We start from the raw sequence: 22723 nt of genomic DNA on the forward strand, positions 1-22723 counted from the left end.
ATATTAAAATAATTTTTAAATTTTAAAAATTATTTCAAGTTGTGCTTTTAAATTAGATTCTGAATAATATTCCTTAATTTTTTGTATATTATTGTATATTACTTGTTCATCTAAAATTTCAAGGTTAATACTTGCTATATCAAAAACTTGTACATTAATATTTTTGAAATGTTCCCAAGATGTAATATCATTTTTTATATAAACTTTCTTACCTAAACCTAAAAGAGTAATTATATTTCCTATTGCTTGTTGCCTATTGTGGGCAAATATAGCTATATCTATGCTGTTTAAAAACTTATGATATTCTTCAATTAACATAAATTCTGTAAGAGGAATAAATTTATCTTTAAAAAGATTTTGACCTTTCATTATTATTTGATTAGCATATTTTTTATCCCCATAGGATAGTGGAGCAAATATCTTTATGTTTTCATTTTTAAATGGTAGAAGTTTCTTTAATACTTCATAATGATTATTTGTAGGATCTGCTGAATTCCCTAATTGTATATTTATAGTATTATGTTTTTTTATTTCTATATTGTAATTTTTATATAAATTACTCGGATAAGCATAACAATGTATATTATAACCTTTAGCTTTGTAATATTTTTTTATATAAAGGCTATCTCCCACAACACCAGTAATATAATTTCCTATATTTTTTATAATTTGATGCTGTATTTTACTTTTTGTTTCAGGAAAGTAAAAATCCCCTCCCCATGTAATCCAGTAACATTTTTTTAATAATTCTTGATTAAAATATAAAAGTACATTAACTTTATCTCTCCAAAGACCATGAAGAATTATCTTTTTTGCCATTTTCATATATTCTAACAAAGTTATAAATATATCATCATCTGTATGTAAAAATTCGACTTTATGCTCAGGAGTTAATCTGTAATCATATTTTTCACTTGTAATAAACACATAGTGGTGATTCTCTCTTCCAAAATGCTCATCTACAAAATCTATAAATGGAGCTAAAAATTTATCAAGAATCATCACATGTAGTATTTTGTGTTCACTCATTTTTGTACTTCTATAGATTTTTTTACTCTATTTATAACTTCTTTAAAATAATTATGATTTTTATGACCTAATTTTAAATGATAATAAATATAAGCTATTCTAGTAGATTCATCTAAATTAAAATCTATATCTATACTATATTTTTGACTAGCTGATTTAAAACTTATTGCATTAAAACTATTTCCATATTTATTTATATCATCTTTATTGAAACCAAGATATTCAAGATTATCTATTAGTTTTTGAAAGTATGTTTTGTTTTGGTTTTCAAATTCTCGCAAAGTAAGATTTTCATCTCTACTAAGCCCTAAAGTTAATATTAAAATATCATTTGATTTATATCTTAAAAGATTCATAATAGGCATTTCAAATATATCTTTAAATGTTTTTTCATAATTACTTAAATACACTTCTAAATTCTCAAAAATATCTTTTATATCTTTTAACTCAAGTAATTCTAAATTACTATTTTTAAACTTCTCTTTTATCTCTTTAATTGAATTTTTATCAAAATATAAAGCTTTAAAATCATACTCAGGAAAATCATTCATAATTTGATTTATGTATTCTACAAACTCCTCATCTTCCAAATTCTCCTTTGTTGCTAAAAATCCTATACTATTTGGCTTGTACATACTTTTTAGCTCTTCACTTATTGTCTCATTTAAACTATGCATAAATTTTGCTTCATTAAATTTTTCATGATTTTTATCTATCAAAGTATAAGGAGAGTTTAAAAGTTCATCTTGTGTATCATGATTTTTAAAAGATATTGTAGATTTTTGACCTATATATTTTGATGGTAAATTGTAATTAAAAGCTTGATTTTCTACATCATACATATCATCTATTTTTTCTATAGACTCATTTGCTATAATTGTATCTATTGGTTTATCATCTAAATAAACATCTATTTTTTGTGTTTCACTATTTCCTATTTTTTTTGCAAAACCAAAAAATGAAAAATAATCTTTATTATGAACTACACCATAAGTTTTACCAATTTGTATAGGGCTAGCCATTATTTTCCTTCTATAAACTTAGTATCCATTTTATCGAAAATCCAATTAAAAGCATTCAAAACTTCATAAATCTGTTTTTGTAAAATTTTATTTGCAATGTCTTGATTTTTTAAAATATTTTCATATGGTAAAATAAGTTTAAAAAATCTATCTAAAATATTACAAATCATAGAATTTGGATATTTCTCAAAAACTATTTTAAACTCTTGATGAAAGTTTCCTATTTTTATACTATTTAGTCTTTTTAGTATATTCTTTTCTTTTATTATCTCTTTTGTATCAATCTCTTCTAAAATTTTTTTACTTGATTTTTCAATATCTTGTAAAAATTTTCTTTTAAAATTTTCTTTATCTATCTTTTCTAAGTTAACTTTTAGTTCTTCTACTTTTAAAGGAATGCAGCCTTTAAAATATGCTCCAGAACCTAGATTATAAACCTTTAAATACTCTTTATGTCTAAATATAATATCTTCAGCACTCTCTATCATCTCTAAATATTCTCTAAAAGTAGGTACTATTTCTTCAAGATTTCCTTTTACATAAACTATATCGTCTCTAAAATCTCCACTATCTTTTTCATTTAGATTTAGTTTTTTACTTGATTTATGAGTTCCAATATGAGTTTTTCCATTTTTACTATCAACAGCTGCATCAATTCCCAAAAGATAAATCTCTTTTACTCCAAGTCTAGCTAATATATCAATTCCGATATCTCCAACTGTCACACCACTTAAAAATCCATAGTTTGAAAATAGCTCTAAAGCATTTTGCATAAAAAATATTTTTGTATCTTTTAATTTTTCAAAAAGTTTATAATCTAACTTTATTGAAGCTAAAACTATAGAGTTTTTATACATTTCCTCATCTACATTAAATTGCTCAATCATTGGCTCTTTTTGACCATCAACAGCTAGAATAATATCTGGAATAATCTCTAAAATTCTAAGGTGTTTTAAAACAGCACTTGAAGCTACTATTACAAATTTCTCTTGATTTAGATAGACCCACTCTAGATTTTTTGCCAAAGATACTCCAGCCCCTAAAAAAAGAACTCTTTTATTTTCAAATAAATTTTGATTTTGTGATAGATTTATAATACTTTTTTTCTTTTCAAAAAAGTAGTTATATCCTCTTTTTAGGCTAATTATGAAATCACTAAAAGGATAACGCATTTGAGAACTATGAATAAAAATATTTTGTAACTCTTTTACTAAGAAAGAGTAATTTTCACCTGATAATTCAAAATGAATTAGATGATTTAATTCATATTTATCTTCTAAGAACTTTTTTGTGATATTTTCTAAACTGAAACTATCTTCGCTTATAGCAAAAAAAAGTTTTGAATTTTTACTTAAAGATTCATAATCACACAAAAATAACGATAATCTAAAAATTTCAATATTTGGCTCGATTATTAAATAACTTTTTGCATTTAAACTATTATGAAAATCATTTAGATGGACTCCAAGTAAAGTTCCTATAAATATAAATTTATTGATTTTTATCTCTATATTTTCAAACTTTTTTATATATTCATTTAAATATATATAACTATTTATCTCACCTTCATAATGATTTTTCTTTTTTAATTCTTCCATTTTTATAAGAGTAAAAGCATTTGAAAGTGAAAAGTTATTTACTCTATCTAAAGAGTCGCTAAAAGGCTCTTTTTTATATAAATTTTGTTTTGTTTTTAAAACTAATAGTTTAAACTCATCATTTATAAACTCTAAAGAGTAATTTTGGATATTTTGTTTCTCAAAAAAAACTATTTTTTCATAAATATTTATATGATACTTCTTTAAAAAATCTATATTTTTAAGATATATTTGACTTAAAGTCTGTTTTAACCCTTCTAGCTGTTTTTGTTTATCCATTTTTTTCTTTCAAGTTTTTGTGTAAGATTTTAGCAATATTTGTATATATTATAAATAAAGTATGTGTTACAATACAATATAAAAAATGATTAATCTATTGTAGGAGAGTATATTTGCAAATACTTAATATATTGAAACTAATCGGCAGAACAAAAGAACTTTTCTATGAAGATATAAACAATCATGAAAAAGAACTCTCAAAAATAGTATCAAATTCAACTTTTTTAGTTATTGGAGGAGCTGGTTCAATAGGACAAGCCGTAACTAAAGAGATATTTAAAAGAAACCCTAAAAAACTTCATGTAGTAGATATTAGTGAAAATAATATGGTAGAGCTAGTTAGAGATATTAGAAGTAGTTTTGGATATATAGATGGGGATTTTCAAACTTTTGCACTTGATATAGGAAGTAGCGAATATGATGCTTTTATAAAAGCTGATGGAAAGTATGATTATGTTTTAAATCTATCTGCACTTAAACATGTAAGGAGTGAAAAGGATCCATTTACTCTTATGAGAATGATTGAAACAAATATTTTTAATACTGATAAAACTCTTCAACAATCAATAGAAAATGGGGTTAAAAAATATTTTTGTGTAAGTACAGATAAAGCTGCAAACCCAGTGAATATGATGGGGGCAAGTAAAAGAATCATGGAAATGTTTGTGAACAGACATTCAAAACAAATAGATGTTTCTATGGCAAGATTTGCAAATGTTGCTTTTTCTGATGGTTCACTTCTTCATGGATTTGATCAAAGAATAAAAAAATCTCAACCAATAGTTGCTCCAAATGATATAAAAAGATATTTTGTAACTCCACAAGAAAGTGGTGAACTTTGTCTTATGTCTTGTATATTTGGTGAAAATAGAGATATTTTTTTCCCAAAACTAAGTGAAAATTTACATCTTATAACATTTTGCGAAATAGCTGTAAGATATTTAAAAAATCTTGGATATGAGCCATATTTATGTAAAGATGAAGATGAAGCTAGAGAATTAGCAAAAACTTTACCACAAGAAGGAAAATATCCTTGCTTATTTACATCAAGTGATACAACAGGCGAAAAAGATTTTGAAGAATTTTTTACCCATAAAGAAGTTTTAGATATGGAAAAATTTGAAAATCTAGGTATTATTAAAAATGAAGCCATTTATGATGAAAAGCTTTTAAATGAGTTTGAAAATATAATCAAAACTTATAAACAAAATTTACAATGGAGCAAAGATGATATTGTAAAAGAGTTTTTTAAACTAATACCAGATTTTGGACATAAAGAGACTGGAAAATATTTAGATTCAAAGATGTAATATGAAAAATATAATAGATTTTATAAAACAAACTTTTAAAACTGAAGAGTTTATACCTCTTCATGAACCACGATTTATTGGAAATGAGAAAAAATATTTAAATGAGTGCATAGATAGTACATTTGTATCAAGTGTAGGAAAATATGTAGATAGATTTGAAAAAGATTTTGCATCATATGTTGGAGCTAAATATGCAATAGCAACTGTAAATGGTACAGCAGCACTTCATATATCTTTGATATTGTCAAATGTTCAAAGAGATGATGAAGTTATCACTCAACCTCTTACTTTTATCGCAACTTGCAATGCTATAAGCTATATTGGTGCAAAACCTGTATTTGTTGATGTGGATTTAGATACTTTAGGACTTAGTCCAAAATCACTAAAAAACTTTTTAGAAACAAATTGTGAGATAATAGAGAATATTTGTATAAATAAAATTACAAAAAGACAAATAAAAGCTTGTGTTCCTATGCATACTTTTGGACATCCGTGCAAAATAGATGAGATAAAAAATATTTGTGATAGGTGGAAAATTACTTTAGTTGAAGATGCAGCTGAAAGTTTAGGCTCGTTTTATAAAGATAAACATACTGGAACTTTTGGAAAAATTGGGGCATTTAGTTTTAATGGAAATAAGATAATCACAAGTGGTGGTGGTGGAGTTATCGTAACTGATGATGAAGGTTTGGCTAAAAGAGCAAAGCATATCACAACAACAGCAAAAATTCCTCATCCATATGAGTATGTACACGACGAAACAGCATATAACTATCGGCTTCCAAACTTAAATGCTGCACTTTTGGTAGCTCAAATGGAAAATTTAGATAAATTTTTAGCAAATAAAAGAGAGTTAGCAACTATTTATAAAGATTTTTTTGAAACTAAAAATGTAAAATTTGTAGAAGAACCTCAAAATTCAAACTCAAACTATTGGTTACAAGCTATAATTTTTGATGATGTTAAGCAAAGAGATGAATTTTTAGAGTTTTCAAATAAAAATAAAGTTATGACAAGACCTATTTGGAAACTTATGAATGAACTTGAAATGTACAAAAATTGCCAAAAAGATGATTTGAAAAATGCGAAATATCTTGAAGAAAGAGTTGTAAATATTCCTAGTTCGGTGATTTTGTAATGAAAGAAAAAATTGTTCTTGTTGGTGGTGGTGGGCATTGTCATAGTGTTATTGATGTTATTGAACAAGAGAACAAATACGAAATTATAGGAATAGTTGATATAAAAGAGAATATTGGAAAAAAAGTATTAGATTATGAAATAATTGCTTGTGATGATGATTTGGAAAAGCTTTTTAAAAATTGTGAAAATGCTATTATTACAATAGGACATATAAAATCGAATAGTTTAAGAGTAAAACTTTTTGAAAAGCTTAAAAATATAGGTTTTAATTTACCAACCATTATTTCTCCACTTGCTTATGTCTCAAAATATTCTAAAATAGATGAAGGAACAGTTATTATGCATAATGTACTTGTAAATGCAAATTCAAAAATAGGTAAAAACTGTATAATAAACACAAAAGCTTTAATAGAACATGATTGTATAGTAGAAGATAATTGTCATATTTCAACTGCAAGTGTAATAAATGGTGGAGTTATTGTAAAAGAGAATACATTTTTTGGAAGTAATGCTACATCAAAACAAGAAGCTATAATATATAGCTTTATAAAAGCAGGGAGTTTAGTAAAATGAAAAAAGTATTTATAATAGCAGAAGCTGGAGTAAATCATAATGGTTCAATTGAACTTGCTAAAAAATTAATAGATGTTGCAGTTGATAGTGGTGTAGATGCAGTAAAGTTTCAAACTTTTAAGTCTGAAAATCTTGTATCTAAAAATGCACAAAAAGCTGACTATCAAAAACAAACAACGGATAAAGAAGAATCACAATTTGAGATGATAAAGAAGCTTGAACTTGATGTAAATACTCATAAAGAACTTATATCTTACTGCAAAAATAAAAATATTATGTTTTTGTCAACTCCATTTGATCATGATAGCATAGACCTTTTGAGTGATTTAGGACTTGAAATATTTAAGATACCAAGTGGTGAGATAACAAATCTACCATATTTAAGACATCTTGGAAAGCTAAATAAAAAAGTTATACTTTCAACTGGTATGGCAGATATTGGAGAAATAGAAGATGCTATGGATATTTTGATAAATTCAGGAACAAAAAAAGAAAACATCATAGTTTTACATGCAAATACAGAATATCCGACACCTATGGAAGATGTAAATCTAAAAGCTATGTTTACTATTGGAAATACTTTTGATGTTCCTTTTGGATATAGTGACCATACTTTAGGAATAGAAGTTCCAACAGCAGCTGTTGCTTTGGGAGCAACTGTTATTGAAAAACATTTTACTTTAGATAAAACTATGGAAGGACCAGACCATAAAGCTTCTTTAGAACCAGATGAACTAAAAGCCATGGTAAAAGCTATACGAAATATAGAAAAGGCTTTAGGAAATAGTGTAAAAAAACCAAGTGCAAGTGAAACAAAAAACAAACCAATAGCTAGAAAATCAATAGTTGCAAAAACAGATATAAAAAAAGGTGAAATTTTAAGTGAAAATAATCTTGCAATAAAAAGACCAGGGAATGGCATAAATCCTATGCGATGGGATGAAATATTAGGAACGGTTGCAACTAAAGATTATAAAGAAGATGAATTGATATGAAAATTTGTGTAGTAACAGGAACAAGAGCTGAATATGGATTACTTTATTGGCTAGTGAAAGAAATTGAAGCCGATAAAGATTTAGAACTTCAACTTATAGTTACAGGTATGCATTTAAGCCCAGAGTTTGGATTAACTTATAAAGAAATAGAAAAAGAATTCAAAATAGATAAAAAAATAGAGATGCTTTTATCTTCTGATACTTCAGTTGGTGTTTCAAAATCTATGGGTTTAGCTCAAATATCTTTTGCAGAGGCTTATGATGAACTAAAGCCAGATATTGTAGTGGTTTTAGGCGATAGATATGAGATATTTAGTGCAACAAGTGCTGCTATGATTTCAAGAATACCAATAGCTCATTTACATGGTGGAGAGACAACAGAAGGTGCTTTTGATGAGTCTATAAGACATAGTATAACAAAGATGAGCCACTTGCACTTTGTAGCAACACAAGAGTATAAAAATAGAGTTATTCAACTTGGAGAAAATCCTTCTAGAGTTTTTAATGTAGGTGGAATGGGGATAGAAAATATAAAAAGATTAGAACTCTTGTGTAAAGATGAATTTGAGAAATCTATTGATTTTCAATTAAATAAAAAAAATATCTTAGTTACCTTTCATCCTGTAACTTTAGAAAATAGTACAGCAAAAGAACAATTTTCTGAATTATTAAATGCAATTGATGAATTAGAAGATACAAATATAATTTTTACAAAAGCAAATAGTGATACAGATGGAAGAATAATAAACCAAATGATTGATAAATATGTATCTAACAACTCTCATAAATCAGTTTGTTTTACTTCTTTGGGACAATTAAGATATTTAAGTGCTTTACAATATGTAGATGCTGTGCTTGGAAATAGTTCTAGTGGATTAGCAGAAGCACCAAGTTTTAAAATAGGTACAATAAATATTGGAGATAGACAAAAAGGAAGGATAAAAGCTTCTAGCATTGTTGATTGTGAACCAAATAAAAACTCTATTTTAGAAGCAGTTAAAAAACTTTATTCAAAAGAGTTTCAGGAAGGACTAAAAGATACAATAAATCCATATGGTGATGGATGTTCAAGTAAAAAGATAATAGAAGTGATTAAAAATGTAAATTTGAATCATATACTAAAAAAATCTTTTTATGATTTAAGAGATTAATATGAAAAATATAGAAAACATAAAATTAAGAGAAAATTCAACAATAAAAGAAGCTTTAGAAATAATTGATAAAGGTTCTATGCAAATAGCTTTGGTTGTAGATAAAGATGATAAATTAATAGGAACTTTAACTGATGGAGATATAAGAAGAGGTCTTTTAAAAGGTTTTGATTTAAATAGTTCTATTGAAGATATTATTTTTAAAAAACCTACTATTGCAACAATAAGTGATACAAAAGAAGATATTTTAAAACTTGCTTTGAGTAAAAAACTTCATCAAATTCCAATCATAGATGAAAATAATAGATTGGTAGGCATTAAAGAAATAGATGAACTTATAAAACCAAAAAATAAGACTAATAAAGTAGTTTTAATGGTAGGAGGACTTGGAACAAGACTTCGACCTCTTACAGAAACCACTCCAAAACCTATGTTAAAAGTAGGAAATAAACCAATACTTCAAACTATTGTAGAAAAATTTGCAGAGTATGGATATACAAATATTATAATGTGTGTAAACTATAAATCTCATATTATTCAAGATTATTTTGGAGATGGAAGTGATTTTGGAGTAAAAATAGAGTATGTTTTAGAAGATCAAAGAATGGGAACTGCAGGAGCTTTGAGTTTACTAACGCAGAAACCAATAGAGCCTTTTTTTGTTATGAATGGAGATCTACTTACAAATGTAAATTTTGAACATTTACATAACTATCATATTGCAACAAATTCTATTGGAACAATGTGTGTTCGAGAATATGATTTTCAAGTACCTTATGGAGTTGTAAATATAAAAGATAGCAAAATAGTATCTATTGAAGAAAAACCTATTCATAAGTTTTTTGTGAGTGCAGGTATATATATACTTTCACCTAAAGTTTTGGATTATATACCACAAAATCAGTTTTATGATATGCCAACATTGTTTGAGACAATTATACGTTTGAATGAAAATACGTTATCATTTCCACTCAGGGAATACTGGCTTGATATTGGAAGAATTGAAGAATATGAAAAAGCTAATAAAGAATATAGTGAAATCTTTGAACTTTAATTAATATATAACAAGGAGAATTAAATATGAGATATTGTACTAGATGTGTTATGCCTGATACAAGACCAGGTATTACTTTTGATGAAAATGGTATTTGTGCCGCTTGTCAATCATATGAAAATAGAAAAAATGTAGATTATGAAAAAAGGTGGCAGGAATTAGAAATACTTTGTAATAAATATAGAGGTATGAATGGACCAAATGGTTATGATTGTATGATAGCTGTATCAGGAGGTAAAGATAGTCATTTCCAAGTATATATTATGAAAGAAAAAATGGGTATGAATCCACTTCTTGTTTCAGTTGAAGATAATTTTTCTATGACAAATGCAGGAGTACATAATTTAAAAAATATATCTGAAGCTTTTGGTTGTGATCTAATATCTATGAAACCAAATATTCAAGCTCAAAAAAAGATTGGAAAATATACATTTGAGAAATATGGTAAACCTACATATTTTGTAGATAGATATATTTATACTTATCCTTTACATATGGCTATTAAATTTAATACACCACTTTTAGTTTATGGTGAAAATGTAGCTTATGAGTATGGTGGAGTGGGTGCTATTGAAACATATTCCTCAAAAGATCAAATAAATAATGGTGTAGGAAGTGGAATACCTACAAAAGAACTTTTAGATATTGGTATTGAAGAAAAAAATTTAAACTTCTTTGAGCCACCACATCAAAATGATATAGATAAACTAGATCCAATTTATCTTAGTTATTTCTTAGAATGGAGTAGTTTTGATAACTATGAAATCGCAAAAAAATATGGATTCCATGATTTAACTCATGAATGGACTAGAACACACCATGTAGAACAATTTGACCAAGTAGATACTCCTGCATATTTAGTTCACTCTTGGATGAAATACCCAAAATTTGGACATGCTTCAGCAACAGATTATAGTGCAAGAATGGTAAGATATGGAATGCTAACTAGAGATGAAGCTATAAAACTTGTAAAAAAACATGACCATGATTTAGATCCAAGAAGTGTAAGAGAATTTTGTCAATTCTTTGGATATAGTGAAAAAGAATTTTGGAAAATTATAGATAATCAATATAATCCAGAACTTTTTACTAAAAAAAGTAATGGTACTTGGGTTTTAAGAAATAGTTAATTTTAAAGTGAGTCTAAATAATTGAAAGTTTTACTTATAGGTTTTGGTTCTATTGGAAAAAGGCATTATGAAGTTTTATCTAAATTTTCTCAAATTCAGCAAATAGATTTAGTTACTAAACAAAATATTGAATACATTTGCTATGAGAATTTAGAAATTATAAAAAATATAAATCAATATGACTATTTTGTGATAGCATCCGAAACGAATAAACATTTTGAACAGTTAGAATTTTTAGAAAAAAATGTAAAAGACAAATTGATTTTTTGTGAAAAGCCTTTATTTGAATCAAAACAAGGTTTGGAAATAAAAAATAATAAAGTATTTATTGGATATGTTCTTAGATTTCATCCCTTAATAGAAAAATTAATAGAATCTATAAAAAATGAAAATATTATTTTAGTAAATGCTAAATGTGGACAATATCTACCATCGTGGAGACCAAATTCAGACTATAGAGATTGTTATAGTGCAAAAAAAGAGCAAGGCGGTGGAGTATTATTAGATTTAAGTCATGAGATTGATTATGTACAGTGGATTTGTGGAAATATAAATGAAATAAAAAGTTATCAAGTGAAAATTTCAGATTTAGAGATAGATTCTGATGATTTAACTATGCTAATAGGAAAAACTGATAAAAATATTTTTGTTAATATCTCAATAGACTATATAAGTAAAATTACTCATAGAAAATTATTAGTTGAGACTTTTGAGAATAGTTATGAATTAGATTTTATATCAAATAAACTAATTAAAAAAAATAAGGCTGGAATTGAAGAAATATATAGTTATTCAAATTTAGAAAGAAATTATATGTTTGAAAAGATGCATTTAGATATTTTTAATCAACAAAAAAGCGTATGTACTTTTAAAGAAGCATTAGAAGTTATGTATACTATATCAACTATACAGGAGCAAAACAGATGAGTAATGTCTTATGTACAATTTGTGCAAGAGGTGGTTCCAAAGGTGTTAAAAATAAAAACATCAAAGAGTTAAATGGTAAACCACTGATTGCTTATACAATTGAACAAGCAAAAGGTTCAGGCCTTTTTGAACATATAGTTATAAGTACAGATAGTGATGATATAGCAAATACAGCAAAAGAATATGGAGCAGAGGTATTTTTCAAAAGAAATGATGAAATGGCAAGTGATACAGCAGGTAAACTTGATGTTATAAAAGATGCTTTTAAAAGGAGTGAAGAGTATTATAATAAAGCTTTTGATTATTTGATAGATTTAGATGCAACTGCACCTCTTAGACTAACGCAAGATATAATAGACGCTTTTAATCAATTTATAGACGATAACAATGATAATCTAATAACAGCAATGCCAAGTAGAAGAAGCCCATATTTTAATCTAGTTGAACAAGATAAAGATGGTAAAGTTTATCTATCAAAAAAACTTGATAATGCAGTTATAAGAAGACAAGATGCCCCAAAATCTTATGATATGAATGCTTCAATATATATATGGAAAAGAGATATTATATTAAATGAAAATTCTATTTTCTTAGAAAAAACAGGGTTATATGTGATGCCAGAAGAAAGATCTATAGATATAGACAATGAACTTGACTTTAAATTTGTCGAGTTTTTGATGAAGGAAATAAATAATGCTCAAAGATAAAATTGTAGTAATAACTGGTGGAGCAGGTCTTATAGGAAAAGAGTTTGTAAAAGCTGTTGTTGATAATGCTGGAATAGCAGTAATAGCTGATATAAATGAAGAATTAGGTAAAAAAGTAAAAAAAAACTTATCAGAAGAGTTAAATACCCAAAATATAGATTTTATAAAACTTGATATTACTTCAAAAAATTCTTTAACTGAATGTATAGGATATTTGGATAATAAATATAAAAGAATAGATGCTTTAGTAAATAATGCTTATCCAAGAAATAAAAACTATGGAAGACATTTTTTTGAAGTTGAATATGAAGATTTTATTCAAAATTTAGGTTTAAATCTTGGTGGATATTTTACCACTTCTCAACAATTTGCTGAGTATTTTAAAAAACAAAAATATGGCAATATTATAAATATTAGTTCTATTTATGGTGTAGTTGCTCCAAAGTTTGAAGTATATGATAACACTGCTATGACAATGCCAGTTGAATATGCAGCTATAAAATCAGGACTTATTCATCTTACAAAATATATGGCAAAATATTTTAAAGGTATGAATATAAAAGTTAATGCTTTAAGCCCTGGTGGTATCTTTGATCATCAACCAGAAGCTTTTTTAGAAAAATATAAAGAAAAATGTTTAAATAAAGGAATGCTTAATAATAGTGATTTAAAAGGAACATTGGTTTATCTACTTAGTGATATGAGTAAATATGTAAATGGACAAAATATTTTAGTTGATGATGGGTTTAGTTTATAAACATTAATAATTATTTATACAAAAAAGGATAAAAATGGAAGAAGCACAAATAGAATTACAAAATGCACTTACAACTACATTTTTAGCAAATTTAGTATTCTTGAGTGAGTACGATAATGAGCTTTATCATAGAGTAGATGAACTATCGAGAATGATTGAAAATGGTAATTATAAAGAGAGATATGCATTAGAATTTAATATGCAAGATGGAGATTTTGATATTTACGATATTATAAATGATAAATATTTATATAATAATTCTCCAAAAAGATATAATAATGAACTAGTTAGAAAAATAGATTTTGATGAAAAAAGTTCTATTTTAAATGTTTCAAAGCATTTTTTATATGAGTTTCAAGAAGAAGTTGACAGAAAAGATAGATTTGAGTTTGAAAATTCAGAGCTGATATCCGCTATGACTTTTAATGATACTTGGGAATATTCAAAGATTACAAAGGATTTCTTAACAAATAGAAAAAGAAGGTTTAAAGATATAAAAAAGTTTATATTCATGGGAACACTTTTAGGAAGGCATATCCCTAGGATTGCACAAAAAATAGATGCAAAAATATATTTAGTATTAGAAAGAAATTTAGAAATATTTAGACTCTCTCTTTTTACCGTAGATTATACAATATTAGCACAAAATGATGGTGTTATTTTTTCAATTATGGATGATGTTGAGAAATTGGAACAAAAAATACTAAAATTTTTAAATATAGGAAACCTTGAAAACTATATATTAAAATTTTCAACAACAAATATAAATGTAGCTGAGTATATAGATACTATTTTAAGAACTCTCGCTACACTAGATCCTACAACTTATGATTATAATAGAAGGATGTATGTTCATTTGAATAGAGCTACTAAATATTTAAAAGGTGGTTATAAAAATTTACTTTTTAATAATATAAAGAATGATTTTAATACTTTTGAAAATATTCCAATATTATATTTGGCAGCAGGTCCGTCTTTGGATGAAAATATAGAGTGGATTAAAGAAAATCAAAATAAATTTTTTATAGTAACTATTGGTGCGGCATATAAAAAAATATTGTTAAATAATATTCGTATAGATATGATTACATCTTTGGATGAATCACATTTTTTAGCTACTATGCAGTTTGATGATGAAAGTGTTTCTAAGATAAACGAAAATACTATTATTTTATCTGGAAATATGACTCATGAAAATGTATTAAAGAAATTTAATCAAGAAGTTTTATTTTTATTTGAGTTATATAAATCTATTAATAAAGATAATATATATTTTAGTGGATACAGTATAGGAGAAGTTACCTTAGACATACTTCTTCATCTTAATGCTAAAAATATTTATCTTATAGGATTAGATTTAGCATTAAACCAAGAAACAGGAGAGAGTCATTCAAAAGGATCTGATTCGGTTACTTCTAGTTTAAATTTAGACGAAGAGCAAAGCAGGGATACTTTTAGCCAAGTAGATAGTTTAATACAAACAAAAGGAAATCATAGTGACTTTGTATTTACAACTCCATTATTCTTTTCATCAATACAAGCTACAAATGATAAATTATTTAAAAAAGAAAAAGATGTAAATGTGTATAATCTATCATATCATGGTGCATATTTTGAAAATACAATTCCAATAAAAAAAGAGAAAATAAATACTCAAGATTTTAAAGATATAAATTTTAATGACATTAACATTTTATCTCTTCTAAAAAAATACTCTATCAAAGAGTTATCAGAAGAATCAAAACAAGAAATAAAAGATGAGATAAATTTTTTAGAAGATAAAATTTTAAAACAATTAAAAGAGATTACAAAAAGAGATTATAAAAATTTTTCTTTTCTTTTTAAAGATATAATAGAGCTTACTTTAATAATTGATAATAGCTCATATAAAAGTTTTTTCCAAATAATAGTTGGCAAATTTCAGATAGTAATTCCATATTTATTCTATCATTTTAATGATATTAAAGTAAAAAATGAAGAAAAGAAAGTAAAAAAAATAAGAGATATTTTTGTTAAACAAATAAAAAACTTAGTAAATGATTATGTATTTTGCTTAAAGAGAATTTTATAACGATAATAAAACTGGAAATAACCCAGTTTTATTGTAAAAGCCTTAATACATTTTGAGATACTGCATTTGATTGGCTAATAGCATACGATCCAGCTTGAGAGATGATATTCAATTTATTGAAGTTTGCACTCTCTTCAGCATAATCAACATCTCTAATAATTGATTCAGCATTTTTTATATTTGTAGCTTGAGTCATAAGGTTTCTAACCGCACTTTCAACTTGATTTTGAGTAGAACCAATATCTCCTCTATAACTATTCAATCTTGTAATAGCACTATCCACATTACTCATATAAGCACTAGCCATTGTTCTTGTAAATCCATTAGTAGTTACTGTTTTACCATCACTAGAAATTGTAGCATTAGCACCAGCAGATGCATCTGTTTTTAAACTATTTAATGAATATCCATCAATATTTGCCTGAATAGATTTTGTAGAAATTATATCTGTATTACTTTCCCCAACTTGGAATGTTAAACCAGCAGAGCTCGCAATATCAGCTGATGCACTTCCCATACCAGCTTGTAGAAGGGCAGTACCATTATAGTTAGTTTGTTTTGCAATATTATTTAATTGATCAAGTAGTTTATTAACATCTTTTGCAATAGCAACTCTACCAATAGAAGAAGTAGTATCAGTATTAGCTTGAATTAGTTTTGCTTTTACTGTATCAAGAATTTTAGATTGTTCAGCCATAGATTTATCAGCAATTTGAAGTAAAGCAACAGCAGAGTTACCATTTGCAATACCTTGATTTAAAGATGTAACTTGAGTTCTAAGTTTATCAGCAATAGCAAGACCAGAGGCATCATCGCTAGCTTTGTTGATTTTTAAACCAGTAGAAAGTTTTTCTAAAGAACTAGATATACTTCTATTTGTATTTGTAGACGCTTCCTGTGCTGTTAATGAAGATACATTTGTGTTTATTTTCATAAATATTTCCTTAGTTTGGATTTAATCACTATGTGAATAAAACTTAAATTAGGTAATTATTACAAACTAATTCATAAAATTAGATTAAATGAAGATGAAAATAAATAAAAGTGGAGAAAATCCCCCACTTTTTAATAAAAGAGAAATGAAAATTACTTAACTATTGAAGTAGTCTAAGAACGTTTTGTTGAGTAGCATTTGACTGGCTGATCGCATACGATCCAGCTTGAGAGATGATATTCAATTTATTGAAGTTTGCACTCTCTTCAGCATAATCAACATCTCTGATAATAGACTCAGCTGCTTTGATATTTGTAGATTGAGTCATAAGGTTTCTAACCGCACTTTCAACTTGATTTTGAGTAGAACCGATATCTCCTCTATAGCTATTTAATTTTGTAATAGCATTATCTACAGCAGATTGAGCAGCAGATGCCATTGTTCTTGTAAATCCACCAGTAGTTACTGTTTTACCATCACTAGAAATTGTAGCATTAGCACCAGCAGATGCATCTGTTTTTAAACTAGTTAATGCATATCCAGAAACATTTGCTTGAATAGATTTTGTACTAATTATATCTGTATTACTTTCTCCAATTTGGAATGTTAAACCAGCAGAACTAGCAGTATCAGCTGATGCACTTCCCATACCAGCTTGTAAAAGGGCAGTACCATTATAGTTAGTTTGTTTTGCAATGTTATTTAATTGATCAAGTAGTTTATTAACATCTTTTGCAATAGCAACTCTACCAACAGATGAAGTAGTATCAGTATTAGCTTGAATTAATTTAGATTTAATAGTATCTAAAATTTTAGATTGTTCAGCCATAGATTTATCAGCAATTTGAAGTAAAGCAACAGCAGAGTTACCATTTGAGATACCTTGATTAATTGAAGTTACTTGAGTTCTAAGTTTATCTGCAATAGCAAGACCAGAAGCATCATCAGAAGCTTTATTGATTTTTAAACCAGTAGAAAGTTTTTCTAAAGAATTTTTGATATTGTTATTTGTATTTTGTGAAGCCTCTTGTGCTCCTAGAGAAGATATGTTTGTATTAATTCTCATTGTGTGTCCTTTTGAGTTTATAAAATAGTTTGCGAATATTTAAAATATCCTCAGCCTAAAACCTTCTTGTCTCTTAAAAAAGATCCAAGCATAGAGTTTGAAATTTCTTTCCACTCTTCGGATTAAATTCAACCCTAAAATTTATAAAAGAATTATTATATAACTTTTCTTAAATTTAGATTAAATATTATAACTTTTTCAAAAGAACTCCACTTTCTATATGCTCTGTAAATGCAAATTGGTCAAATAGGGCGAATTTCACTATTTTGTGTGTTTTTGTTAATTCTTCTAAATCTCTATGTAAAGTTTCTGGGTTACACGAAATATATATGATATTTTCAAAGTTTTTAGCTAAATTTCTAGTTGTATCATCTAATCCACTTCTTGGAGGATCCATAAAAATAGTTTCAAAATTATAACTATTTAAATCTATATTTTTAAGTCGATTAAAATCTCTAACTTTATTTAAAGCTTGTACAAAATCTTCTGCACTCATTCTTATAAATTCTATATTTGTTATATCATTTAAATTGCAGTTTCTGAGGGCTGATTTTATAGAAGTTTTTGATATTTCAGTTGCTAAAACTTTTCTAAATTTTGTTGAAAGGGGAATAGTAAAATTTCCACCACCACAATATAGTTCACATAAATCTTTTTGTGAAGTTGAAGTATTTTGTAAAACCCACTCAATCATCTGCACATTTACAGCTGTATTTGGTTGAGTGAAGCCATTTTCTTCATAGGCAAAGAAAAAATCTTTATTTTCTATATTTAAAGTTTCATTTATAAAATCATCACTTAAAACTATTTTTTGTTTTCTACTTCTTCCGATTATTTTTATATTTAGTTTTGTTTCGATTTTTTTTGCCAAATCAGCCCAATCTTGCTCCAATTTTTTGTGATAAATCAAAGATACAAGAATATCGTTTGTAGAACTACTCAAAAACTCGATAGCAAAAAGTCTAAAAGATAAAATCATATCACTTTGAAGTTCATTTAAAATCTTTGGCATAAGATTTGAAATAGTAGAACTTACCATTTGACATTCATCTACTTGTAAGATTTCTTTATTAAAATCATTCATAGCATAAAATAAAATATCTTTATCGTTTTTTTCATCTTTTTCCCACCAAATTCTAAATTCGGCACGATTTCTAAAGTTTTTCTCACTACTTTTGATTATGTCAAACTCTATATTTGTAAAGTTTTCAAATCGTGTTTTTTCTCTTTGAATTTTATAATTTAGTTGTTCATCATAAGTTTTGTCATACAGTGTACAGGAAGCACAAGTACTAAAATAGTTGCAATTCATAAAATCTAATCCTTTATTAAAAGTTGCATTATAAGAAAATATTGGTAAAAGTAGATATAATCTTTCAATTTTTAAAAAGATGAGATATGAAAGATAATTGGCAAGAACAACTACAAAATTTATTAAATTGTGATTTAAAAACACTTTATCCTCTAGCACGAAGTTTAAATAGAAAACTAGAATTTTATGTAGGACCAACTAATAGTGGAAAAACATACAATGCTATGCAAGATTTAAAAAAAGCAAATAGTGGATTATATCTAGCACCTTTACGGCTTTTGGCACTAGAAGGATATGAAGATTTAAAAGAGTCAAATATTGATGCTTCTTTGGTTACAGGAGAAGAGCAAATTTTAAATGAAGATGCTTCTCATATTTGTTCTACGATTGAAATGATAGATTTTGATTTAGATATTGATATTGCAGTTATTGATGAAGTTCAAATGCTTGAAGATAACGATAGAGGTTGGGCTTGGGTAAATGCAATCATAGGAGTTCCAGCAAAAAAAGTGATTATGACTGGAAGTGTAAATGCTCTTGAAGCTGTAAAAAAAATAGCTTCATATTTGAGTGAAGATTTACAAGTTATAAGACATAAAAGAAAAACTCCTTTAGTAGTATTGGATAAATTTACGAGTTTAGATAAGCTTGAAGATGGAACAGCTTTGATAGCTTTTTCAAGAAGTGATGTTTTAAAACTCAAACAAAAACTTCAAAAAAAATACTCTGTTTCAGTTATATATGGGAATTTGTCTCCAGAAGTAAGGCGAGATGAAGCAAGAAGATTTAGAGAGAAAAAAAGCCAAATTTTAATAGCAACAGATGCTATAAGTATGGGATTAAATCTTCCAATTAAAACAATTTTATTTACAACTGATACAAAATTTGACGGAGTTAGTAAAAGAAAAATAAGTGTAAATGAGATAGTGCAAATAGCAGGTCGTGCTGGAAGATTTGGGCTTTTTGAAGCTGGATATTTAGGAGCAACTAGAAGAGATGTTTTGAGTTATATTTCAAAAGAGTTTGAAAGTCCAATCAAAACTATAAAACCACCTTTTAAAGTAAAAATAAACAACAATCAATTAGAAGCTTTGTCAAGCCATATAGAAACAAAATCTTTGACAAAAATATTGAAATTTTTTGCTGAAAATATGGTCTTTCAAGGTCCTTTTATAGCTTCAAATATCTCTTCAATGCTAGAAGCTTCAAAAATAATTGATACAAAGATAAACCTTAGTTTAGAAGAAAAATATCTTTTAGCTCAAGCTCCTATTACTACAAAATCTACTATTATTTTACAAGCATTTGATAGTTATATTGCAACAATCATCAAAAAAAAGGTTAATCATTATAAACCTTCTATTACGCTACCTAAAAAAGCTATAACTCAAAAAGATTTACTTTTAGTGGAAGATGAAGTTAAAAAAATATCTCTTTATCTTTGGCTTTCATATAAATTTCCAGAACTTTTCCCAGACAATGAAAAAGCATATATTCTAAGGAACTATTTTAATAGCTTTATTGAAAAGTCATTAAAAGGTGTTTTAATAGATGAAAAAAGATTTGAAGATAAACCAAAGTTCAAAACTGAAAGAACAAAAAAACAAGATAGAACATCAGAGAAAATAAGAGATAGAAATCAAAAAAGTAATAAAAAAAGGTTTTAATAGTTTTTTAGTTAGAATAAAAGACTTTTAAGTATGTGAAAATATAATAAGGAAATTTAGTGTTAAGTTTTTTCAAAGCTGATGAAGATAGCTTTTTTAAAGAGTTGATGTCAAGTAAAATTGATGTAAATAAGCTTAAAAAATATATCGATAAGGGTGTAGATATAAATTTTACTGATGAGAAAGGAAGGACTGTTCTTTTTGAATTAGCTAACAAAAAAAAATTTGATGCAATAAAAATTCTATTAGCTTTGGGTATAGATATCTATAAAGAGGATACTTTAGGCAAAACTGTCTTAAGTGAAGCTTGTGAAAAATATGATTTTATGATGGTTAGATTTTTGCTTGAAAATGGTTTTGATATAAATAGAAAGAATTCTAAAGGAAGGACTATTTTACAAGATAATGTTCTTTTAGGAAATATAAAAGTCTTTCAAATACTTTTGAACTACAATGTAGATTTTGATATAAAAAGTGATGATGAAGAAACTGTTCTTTTTGATGCGGTTGAAAATGGTAATATTGATATTTTAAAAAAAGTTATAGATAGTATTAAAAATATAAATGTTGTTGATAAAAATGGACAAACTGCACTTTTTATAGCAATCTTAAAAGATGATTTAAGAATTGCTTTAACTTTAATCCAAAATGGAATAGATGTTAATATAGTAGACAAATATGGACAAAATGTTCTTTTTAATACTATCTTACAGGGTGAAAAAAATCAAATAGTTTTAAAGCATCTAATTCAGCGTAGAATAGATTTGAATATTGTGGACAAAAGAGATAAAACAATTGTTGATGAGATATTTTATATTATTACTTTACAAAAATATGATAAAGATTTGGAAGATAAAAGATATAGCTTGATTTCTCAAAAAGATGATTATTTATCTTTAGCTTTGCAGATTATCGATGGTGGATTTAAAGTTGATACTCCAGATAAATTTGGAAAAACAGTATTACAAAAAGAGATAGAAAAAAGAAATTTTATAACAGCAGAATTTTTAATAAATTGTGGTGCAAATATAAATATATTAGATGAATATGGAAGAAATTTAGTCCATACAGAGATTTTAAAAGGTTATTCTAACAATAAAATTATAGATTTTCTTATTTCAAAAGGAGCAAATTTAAATCAAAGAGATAATTTTTTTAAAAGTATAGTTGAAAATTTGATTGATTTAATTTTGATTTCAAAGGGTGAAAAACCAAGTAATTCAACTTTAAGTGAGTTTGTAAAAGAAGATGCAGGGTTTGATATATTACTAAAAAAAGTTTTATCTCAAGGTGCTAATTTGAATCATAAACAAGTAGATGGTAGAAATCTAGTATTTGATTTGATAAATTATGATAGCTTTGATATTTTAGATATTTTAGTTGAGTATGGAATAGAATTAAATTGTATAGATTATGATGGAAATACACCTTTGATGTGTATGATTGATGATGGATTGAAAGTTGAAGATAGAACACTTAAAGCTTATTTTGTAAAAAGATTACAAAATTTTTTAAAATATAGAGTAAATCTTAATATTCAAGATAAAGATGGAAAGACAGTAATTCACAAAGCTGTAATTGCTGATGATTTAGTTGTTGTTGAAAAATTAATGGTAAAAAAAGCAAATTTAAATCTACAAGATAATCATGGTAGAACAGCACTCCATCATACTCAATGGAAAGGAAATTATCAAATTGCAAGATGGTTGATTTCTGCTGGTGCTGATATGAATTTACCTGATAATAGTGGATTTAATATTTTAAATTATGCAGCTATTTTAGGACATACTAGACTTGTGATTACACTAATATCATCTGGTATTTTGATGTATAATAACAATGTTAAAAATAAAAAAGTTGCTCAATTTTTTAAAACAAAAGAAAAAGTTTTAGATAAGTTTTTAGTGGCTGAGAATATTTCTGACCCTAAAATGCAAAATGCTTTAGCAGAAGTTGTTACAAATTTTAAAAAAGAGATAAATGAAGCTTTAGCTTAAAAAA

19 protein-coding genes are annotated in these 22723 nt (G+C 26.3%); 13 read left to right on the forward strand and 6 right to left on the reverse strand.

Annotated features, from left to right (window positions below):
* Positions 1–15: 15 nt before the first annotated feature.
* The 3 genes from CRU91_RS00375 to CRU91_RS00385 are packed head-to-tail and all read right to left on the reverse strand — an operon-like array spanning position 16 to position 3928.
* Positions 16–1029 carry a TDP-N-acetylfucosamine:lipid II N-acetylfucosaminyltransferase gene (locus CRU91_RS00375; RefSeq protein WP_113892274.1) on the reverse strand — a complete coding sequence of 338 codons (1014 nt, stop codon included), beginning with the start codon at positions 1027–1029 and terminating at the stop codon, positions 16–18.
* On the reverse strand, positions 1026–2051 hold the full coding sequence (locus CRU91_RS00380) for a hypothetical protein (protein ID WP_113892276.1): 1026 nt from the start codon (positions 2049–2051) through the stop codon (positions 1026–1028). The genes CRU91_RS00375 and CRU91_RS00380 overlap by 4 nt, the downstream gene beginning before the upstream one ends.
* Positions 2051–3928: a 6-hydroxymethylpterin diphosphokinase MptE-like protein gene (locus CRU91_RS00385; RefSeq protein ID WP_113892278.1), complete on the reverse strand. Its 1878-nt coding sequence runs from the start codon at positions 3926–3928 to the stop codon at positions 2051–2053. The genes CRU91_RS00380 and CRU91_RS00385 overlap by 1 nt, the downstream gene beginning before the upstream one ends.
* 119 nt (positions 3929–4047) lie before the next feature.
* Here CRU91_RS00385 and CRU91_RS00390 point away from each other — a divergent pair, with 119 nt between their 5' ends.
* Genes CRU91_RS00390 through CRU91_RS00440 form a run of 11 tightly spaced genes read left to right on the forward strand, consistent with a single transcriptional unit; the run spans position 4048 to position 15743 of the window.
* Positions 4048–5238: a UDP-N-acetylglucosamine 4,6-dehydratase gene (locus tag CRU91_RS00390; protein WP_113892496.1), complete on the forward strand. Its 1191-nt coding sequence runs from the start codon at positions 4048–4050 to the stop codon at positions 5236–5238.
* A 1-nt stretch (position 5239) separates the two neighbouring features.
* Positions 5240–6376 (forward strand): LegC family aminotransferase, encoded by a 1137-nt coding sequence (locus CRU91_RS00395; protein WP_113892280.1) that lies wholly within the window; start codon positions 5240–5242, stop codon positions 6374–6376.
* The gene (locus tag CRU91_RS00400) at positions 6376–6951 is read left to right on the forward strand and encodes an acetyltransferase (protein ID WP_113892282.1); all 576 of its coding nucleotides are present in this window, start codon (positions 6376–6378) and stop codon (positions 6949–6951) included. The genes CRU91_RS00395 and CRU91_RS00400 overlap by 1 nt, the downstream gene beginning before the upstream one ends.
* Positions 6948–7946 (forward strand): N-acetylneuraminate synthase, encoded by a 999-nt coding sequence (neuB, locus tag CRU91_RS00405; RefSeq protein ID WP_113892284.1) that lies wholly within the window; start codon positions 6948–6950, stop codon positions 7944–7946. Before CRU91_RS00400 ends, neuB begins: the two co-directional genes overlap by 4 nt.
* On the forward strand, positions 7943–9097 hold the full coding sequence (neuC, locus tag CRU91_RS00410) for a UDP-N-acetylglucosamine 2-epimerase (protein WP_113892286.1): 1155 nt from the start codon (positions 7943–7945) through the stop codon (positions 9095–9097). The genes neuB and neuC overlap by 4 nt, the downstream gene beginning before the upstream one ends.
* Position 9098: 1 nt before the next feature.
* The gene (locus tag CRU91_RS00415) at positions 9099–10151 is read left to right on the forward strand and encodes a nucleotidyltransferase family protein (RefSeq protein WP_113892288.1); all 1053 of its coding nucleotides are present in this window, start codon (positions 9099–9101) and stop codon (positions 10149–10151) included.
* Between the two features lie 26 nt (positions 10152–10177).
* On the forward strand, positions 10178–11281 hold the full coding sequence (locus CRU91_RS00420) for an N-acetyl sugar amidotransferase (RefSeq protein WP_113892290.1): 1104 nt from the start codon (positions 10178–10180) through the stop codon (positions 11279–11281).
* 21 nt (positions 11282–11302) lie between these two features.
* Positions 11303–12208 (forward strand): Gfo/Idh/MocA family protein, encoded by a 906-nt coding sequence (locus CRU91_RS00425; protein ID WP_113892292.1) that lies wholly within the window; start codon positions 11303–11305, stop codon positions 12206–12208.
* Positions 12205–12915 (forward strand): acylneuraminate cytidylyltransferase family protein, encoded by a 711-nt coding sequence (locus CRU91_RS00430; protein ID WP_113892295.1) that lies wholly within the window; start codon positions 12205–12207, stop codon positions 12913–12915. The genes CRU91_RS00425 and CRU91_RS00430 overlap by 4 nt, the downstream gene beginning before the upstream one ends.
* A complete protein-coding gene (locus CRU91_RS00435) occupies positions 12902–13672 on the forward strand; it encodes an oxidoreductase (protein WP_113892297.1) in 771 nt (256 codons plus the stop codon). Before CRU91_RS00430 ends, CRU91_RS00435 begins: the two co-directional genes overlap by 14 nt.
* Positions 13673–13706: 34 nt before the next feature.
* The gene (locus CRU91_RS00440; protein ID WP_113892299.1) at positions 13707–15743 is read left to right on the forward strand and encodes a motility associated factor glycosyltransferase family protein; all 2037 of its coding nucleotides are present in this window, start codon (positions 13707–13709) and stop codon (positions 15741–15743) included.
* Positions 15744–15771: 28 nt separating this feature from the next.
* Here the strand turns inward: CRU91_RS00440 and CRU91_RS00445 are convergent, their stop codons facing one another.
* From CRU91_RS00445 to trmA, 3 genes are all read right to left on the reverse strand, one after another.
* Positions 15772–16677, reverse strand: a complete 906-nt coding sequence (locus CRU91_RS00445; protein WP_113892301.1) for a flagellin — start codon at positions 16675–16677, stop codon at positions 15772–15774.
* Between the two features lie 160 nt (positions 16678–16837).
* Complete coding sequence (locus CRU91_RS00450; RefSeq protein ID WP_113892303.1) at positions 16838–17743, reverse strand: flagellin; 906 nt, start codon at positions 17741–17743, stop codon at positions 16838–16840.
* Between the two features lie 187 nt (positions 17744–17930).
* Positions 17931–19055, reverse strand: coding sequence for a tRNA (uridine(54)-C5)-methyltransferase TrmA (gene trmA, locus CRU91_RS00455; protein WP_113892498.1), 1125 nt, complete (start codon positions 19053–19055; stop codon positions 17931–17933).
* A gap of 86 nt (positions 19056–19141) precedes the next feature.
* Between trmA and CRU91_RS00460 the strand changes: the two genes are divergently transcribed.
* Together CRU91_RS00460 and CRU91_RS00465 are read left to right on the forward strand one after the other, a co-directional pair.
* On the forward strand, positions 19142–20722 hold the full coding sequence (locus CRU91_RS00460) for a helicase-related protein (RefSeq protein WP_113892305.1): 1581 nt from the start codon (positions 19142–19144) through the stop codon (positions 20720–20722).
* A gap of 59 nt (positions 20723–20781) precedes the next feature.
* On the forward strand, positions 20782–22719 hold the full coding sequence (locus CRU91_RS00465; protein WP_113892307.1) for an ankyrin repeat domain-containing protein: 1938 nt from the start codon (positions 20782–20784) through the stop codon (positions 22717–22719).
* Positions 22720–22723 lie beyond the last annotated feature (4 nt).

Source organism: Aliarcobacter vitoriensis (assembly GCF_003316695.1).
In the GTDB taxonomy this organism is placed as follows: domain Bacteria; phylum Campylobacterota; class Campylobacteria; order Campylobacterales; family Arcobacteraceae; genus Aliarcobacter; species Aliarcobacter vitoriensis.

Coding starts and splice junctions, on each gene's coding strand:
- CRU91_RS00375 (WP_113892274.1), bottom strand. CDS start 1,029: ATGAGTGAACACAAAATACTACATGTGATGATTCTTGATAAATTTTTA.
- CRU91_RS00415 (WP_113892288.1), top strand. CDS start 9,099: ATGAAAAATATAGAAAACATAAAATTAAGAGAAAATTCAACAATAAAA.
- CRU91_RS00440 (WP_113892299.1), top strand. CDS start 13,707: ATGGAAGAAGCACAAATAGAATTACAAAATGCACTTACAACTACATTT.
- CRU91_RS00430 (WP_113892295.1), top strand. CDS start 12,205: ATGAGTAATGTCTTATGTACAATTTGTGCAAGAGGTGGTTCCAAAGGT.
- CRU91_RS00445 (WP_113892301.1), bottom strand. CDS start 16,677: ATGAAAATAAACACAAATGTATCTTCATTAACAGCACAGGAAGCGTCT.
- trmA (WP_113892498.1), bottom strand. CDS start 19,055: ATGAATTGCAACTATTTTAGTACTTGTGCTTCCTGTACACTGTATGAC.
- CRU91_RS00450 (WP_113892303.1), bottom strand. CDS start 17,743: ATGAGAATTAATACAAACATATCTTCTCTAGGAGCACAAGAGGCTTCA.
- CRU91_RS00385 (WP_113892278.1), bottom strand. CDS start 3,928: ATGGATAAACAAAAACAGCTAGAAGGGTTAAAACAGACTTTAAGTCAA.
- CRU91_RS00395 (WP_113892280.1), top strand. CDS start 5,240: ATGAAAAATATAATAGATTTTATAAAACAAACTTTTAAAACTGAAGAG.
- CRU91_RS00380 (WP_113892276.1), bottom strand. CDS start 2,051: ATGGCTAGCCCTATACAAATTGGTAAAACTTATGGTGTAGTTCATAAT.
- neuB (WP_113892284.1), top strand. CDS start 6,948: ATGAAAAAAGTATTTATAATAGCAGAAGCTGGAGTAAATCATAATGGT.
- CRU91_RS00400 (WP_113892282.1), top strand. CDS start 6,376: ATGAAAGAAAAAATTGTTCTTGTTGGTGGTGGTGGGCATTGTCATAGT.
- neuC (WP_113892286.1), top strand. CDS start 7,943: ATGAAAATTTGTGTAGTAACAGGAACAAGAGCTGAATATGGATTACTT.
- CRU91_RS00460 (WP_113892305.1), top strand. CDS start 19,142: ATGAAAGATAATTGGCAAGAACAACTACAAAATTTATTAAATTGTGAT.
- CRU91_RS00435 (WP_113892297.1), top strand. CDS start 12,902: ATGCTCAAAGATAAAATTGTAGTAATAACTGGTGGAGCAGGTCTTATA.
- CRU91_RS00420 (WP_113892290.1), top strand. CDS start 10,178: ATGAGATATTGTACTAGATGTGTTATGCCTGATACAAGACCAGGTATT.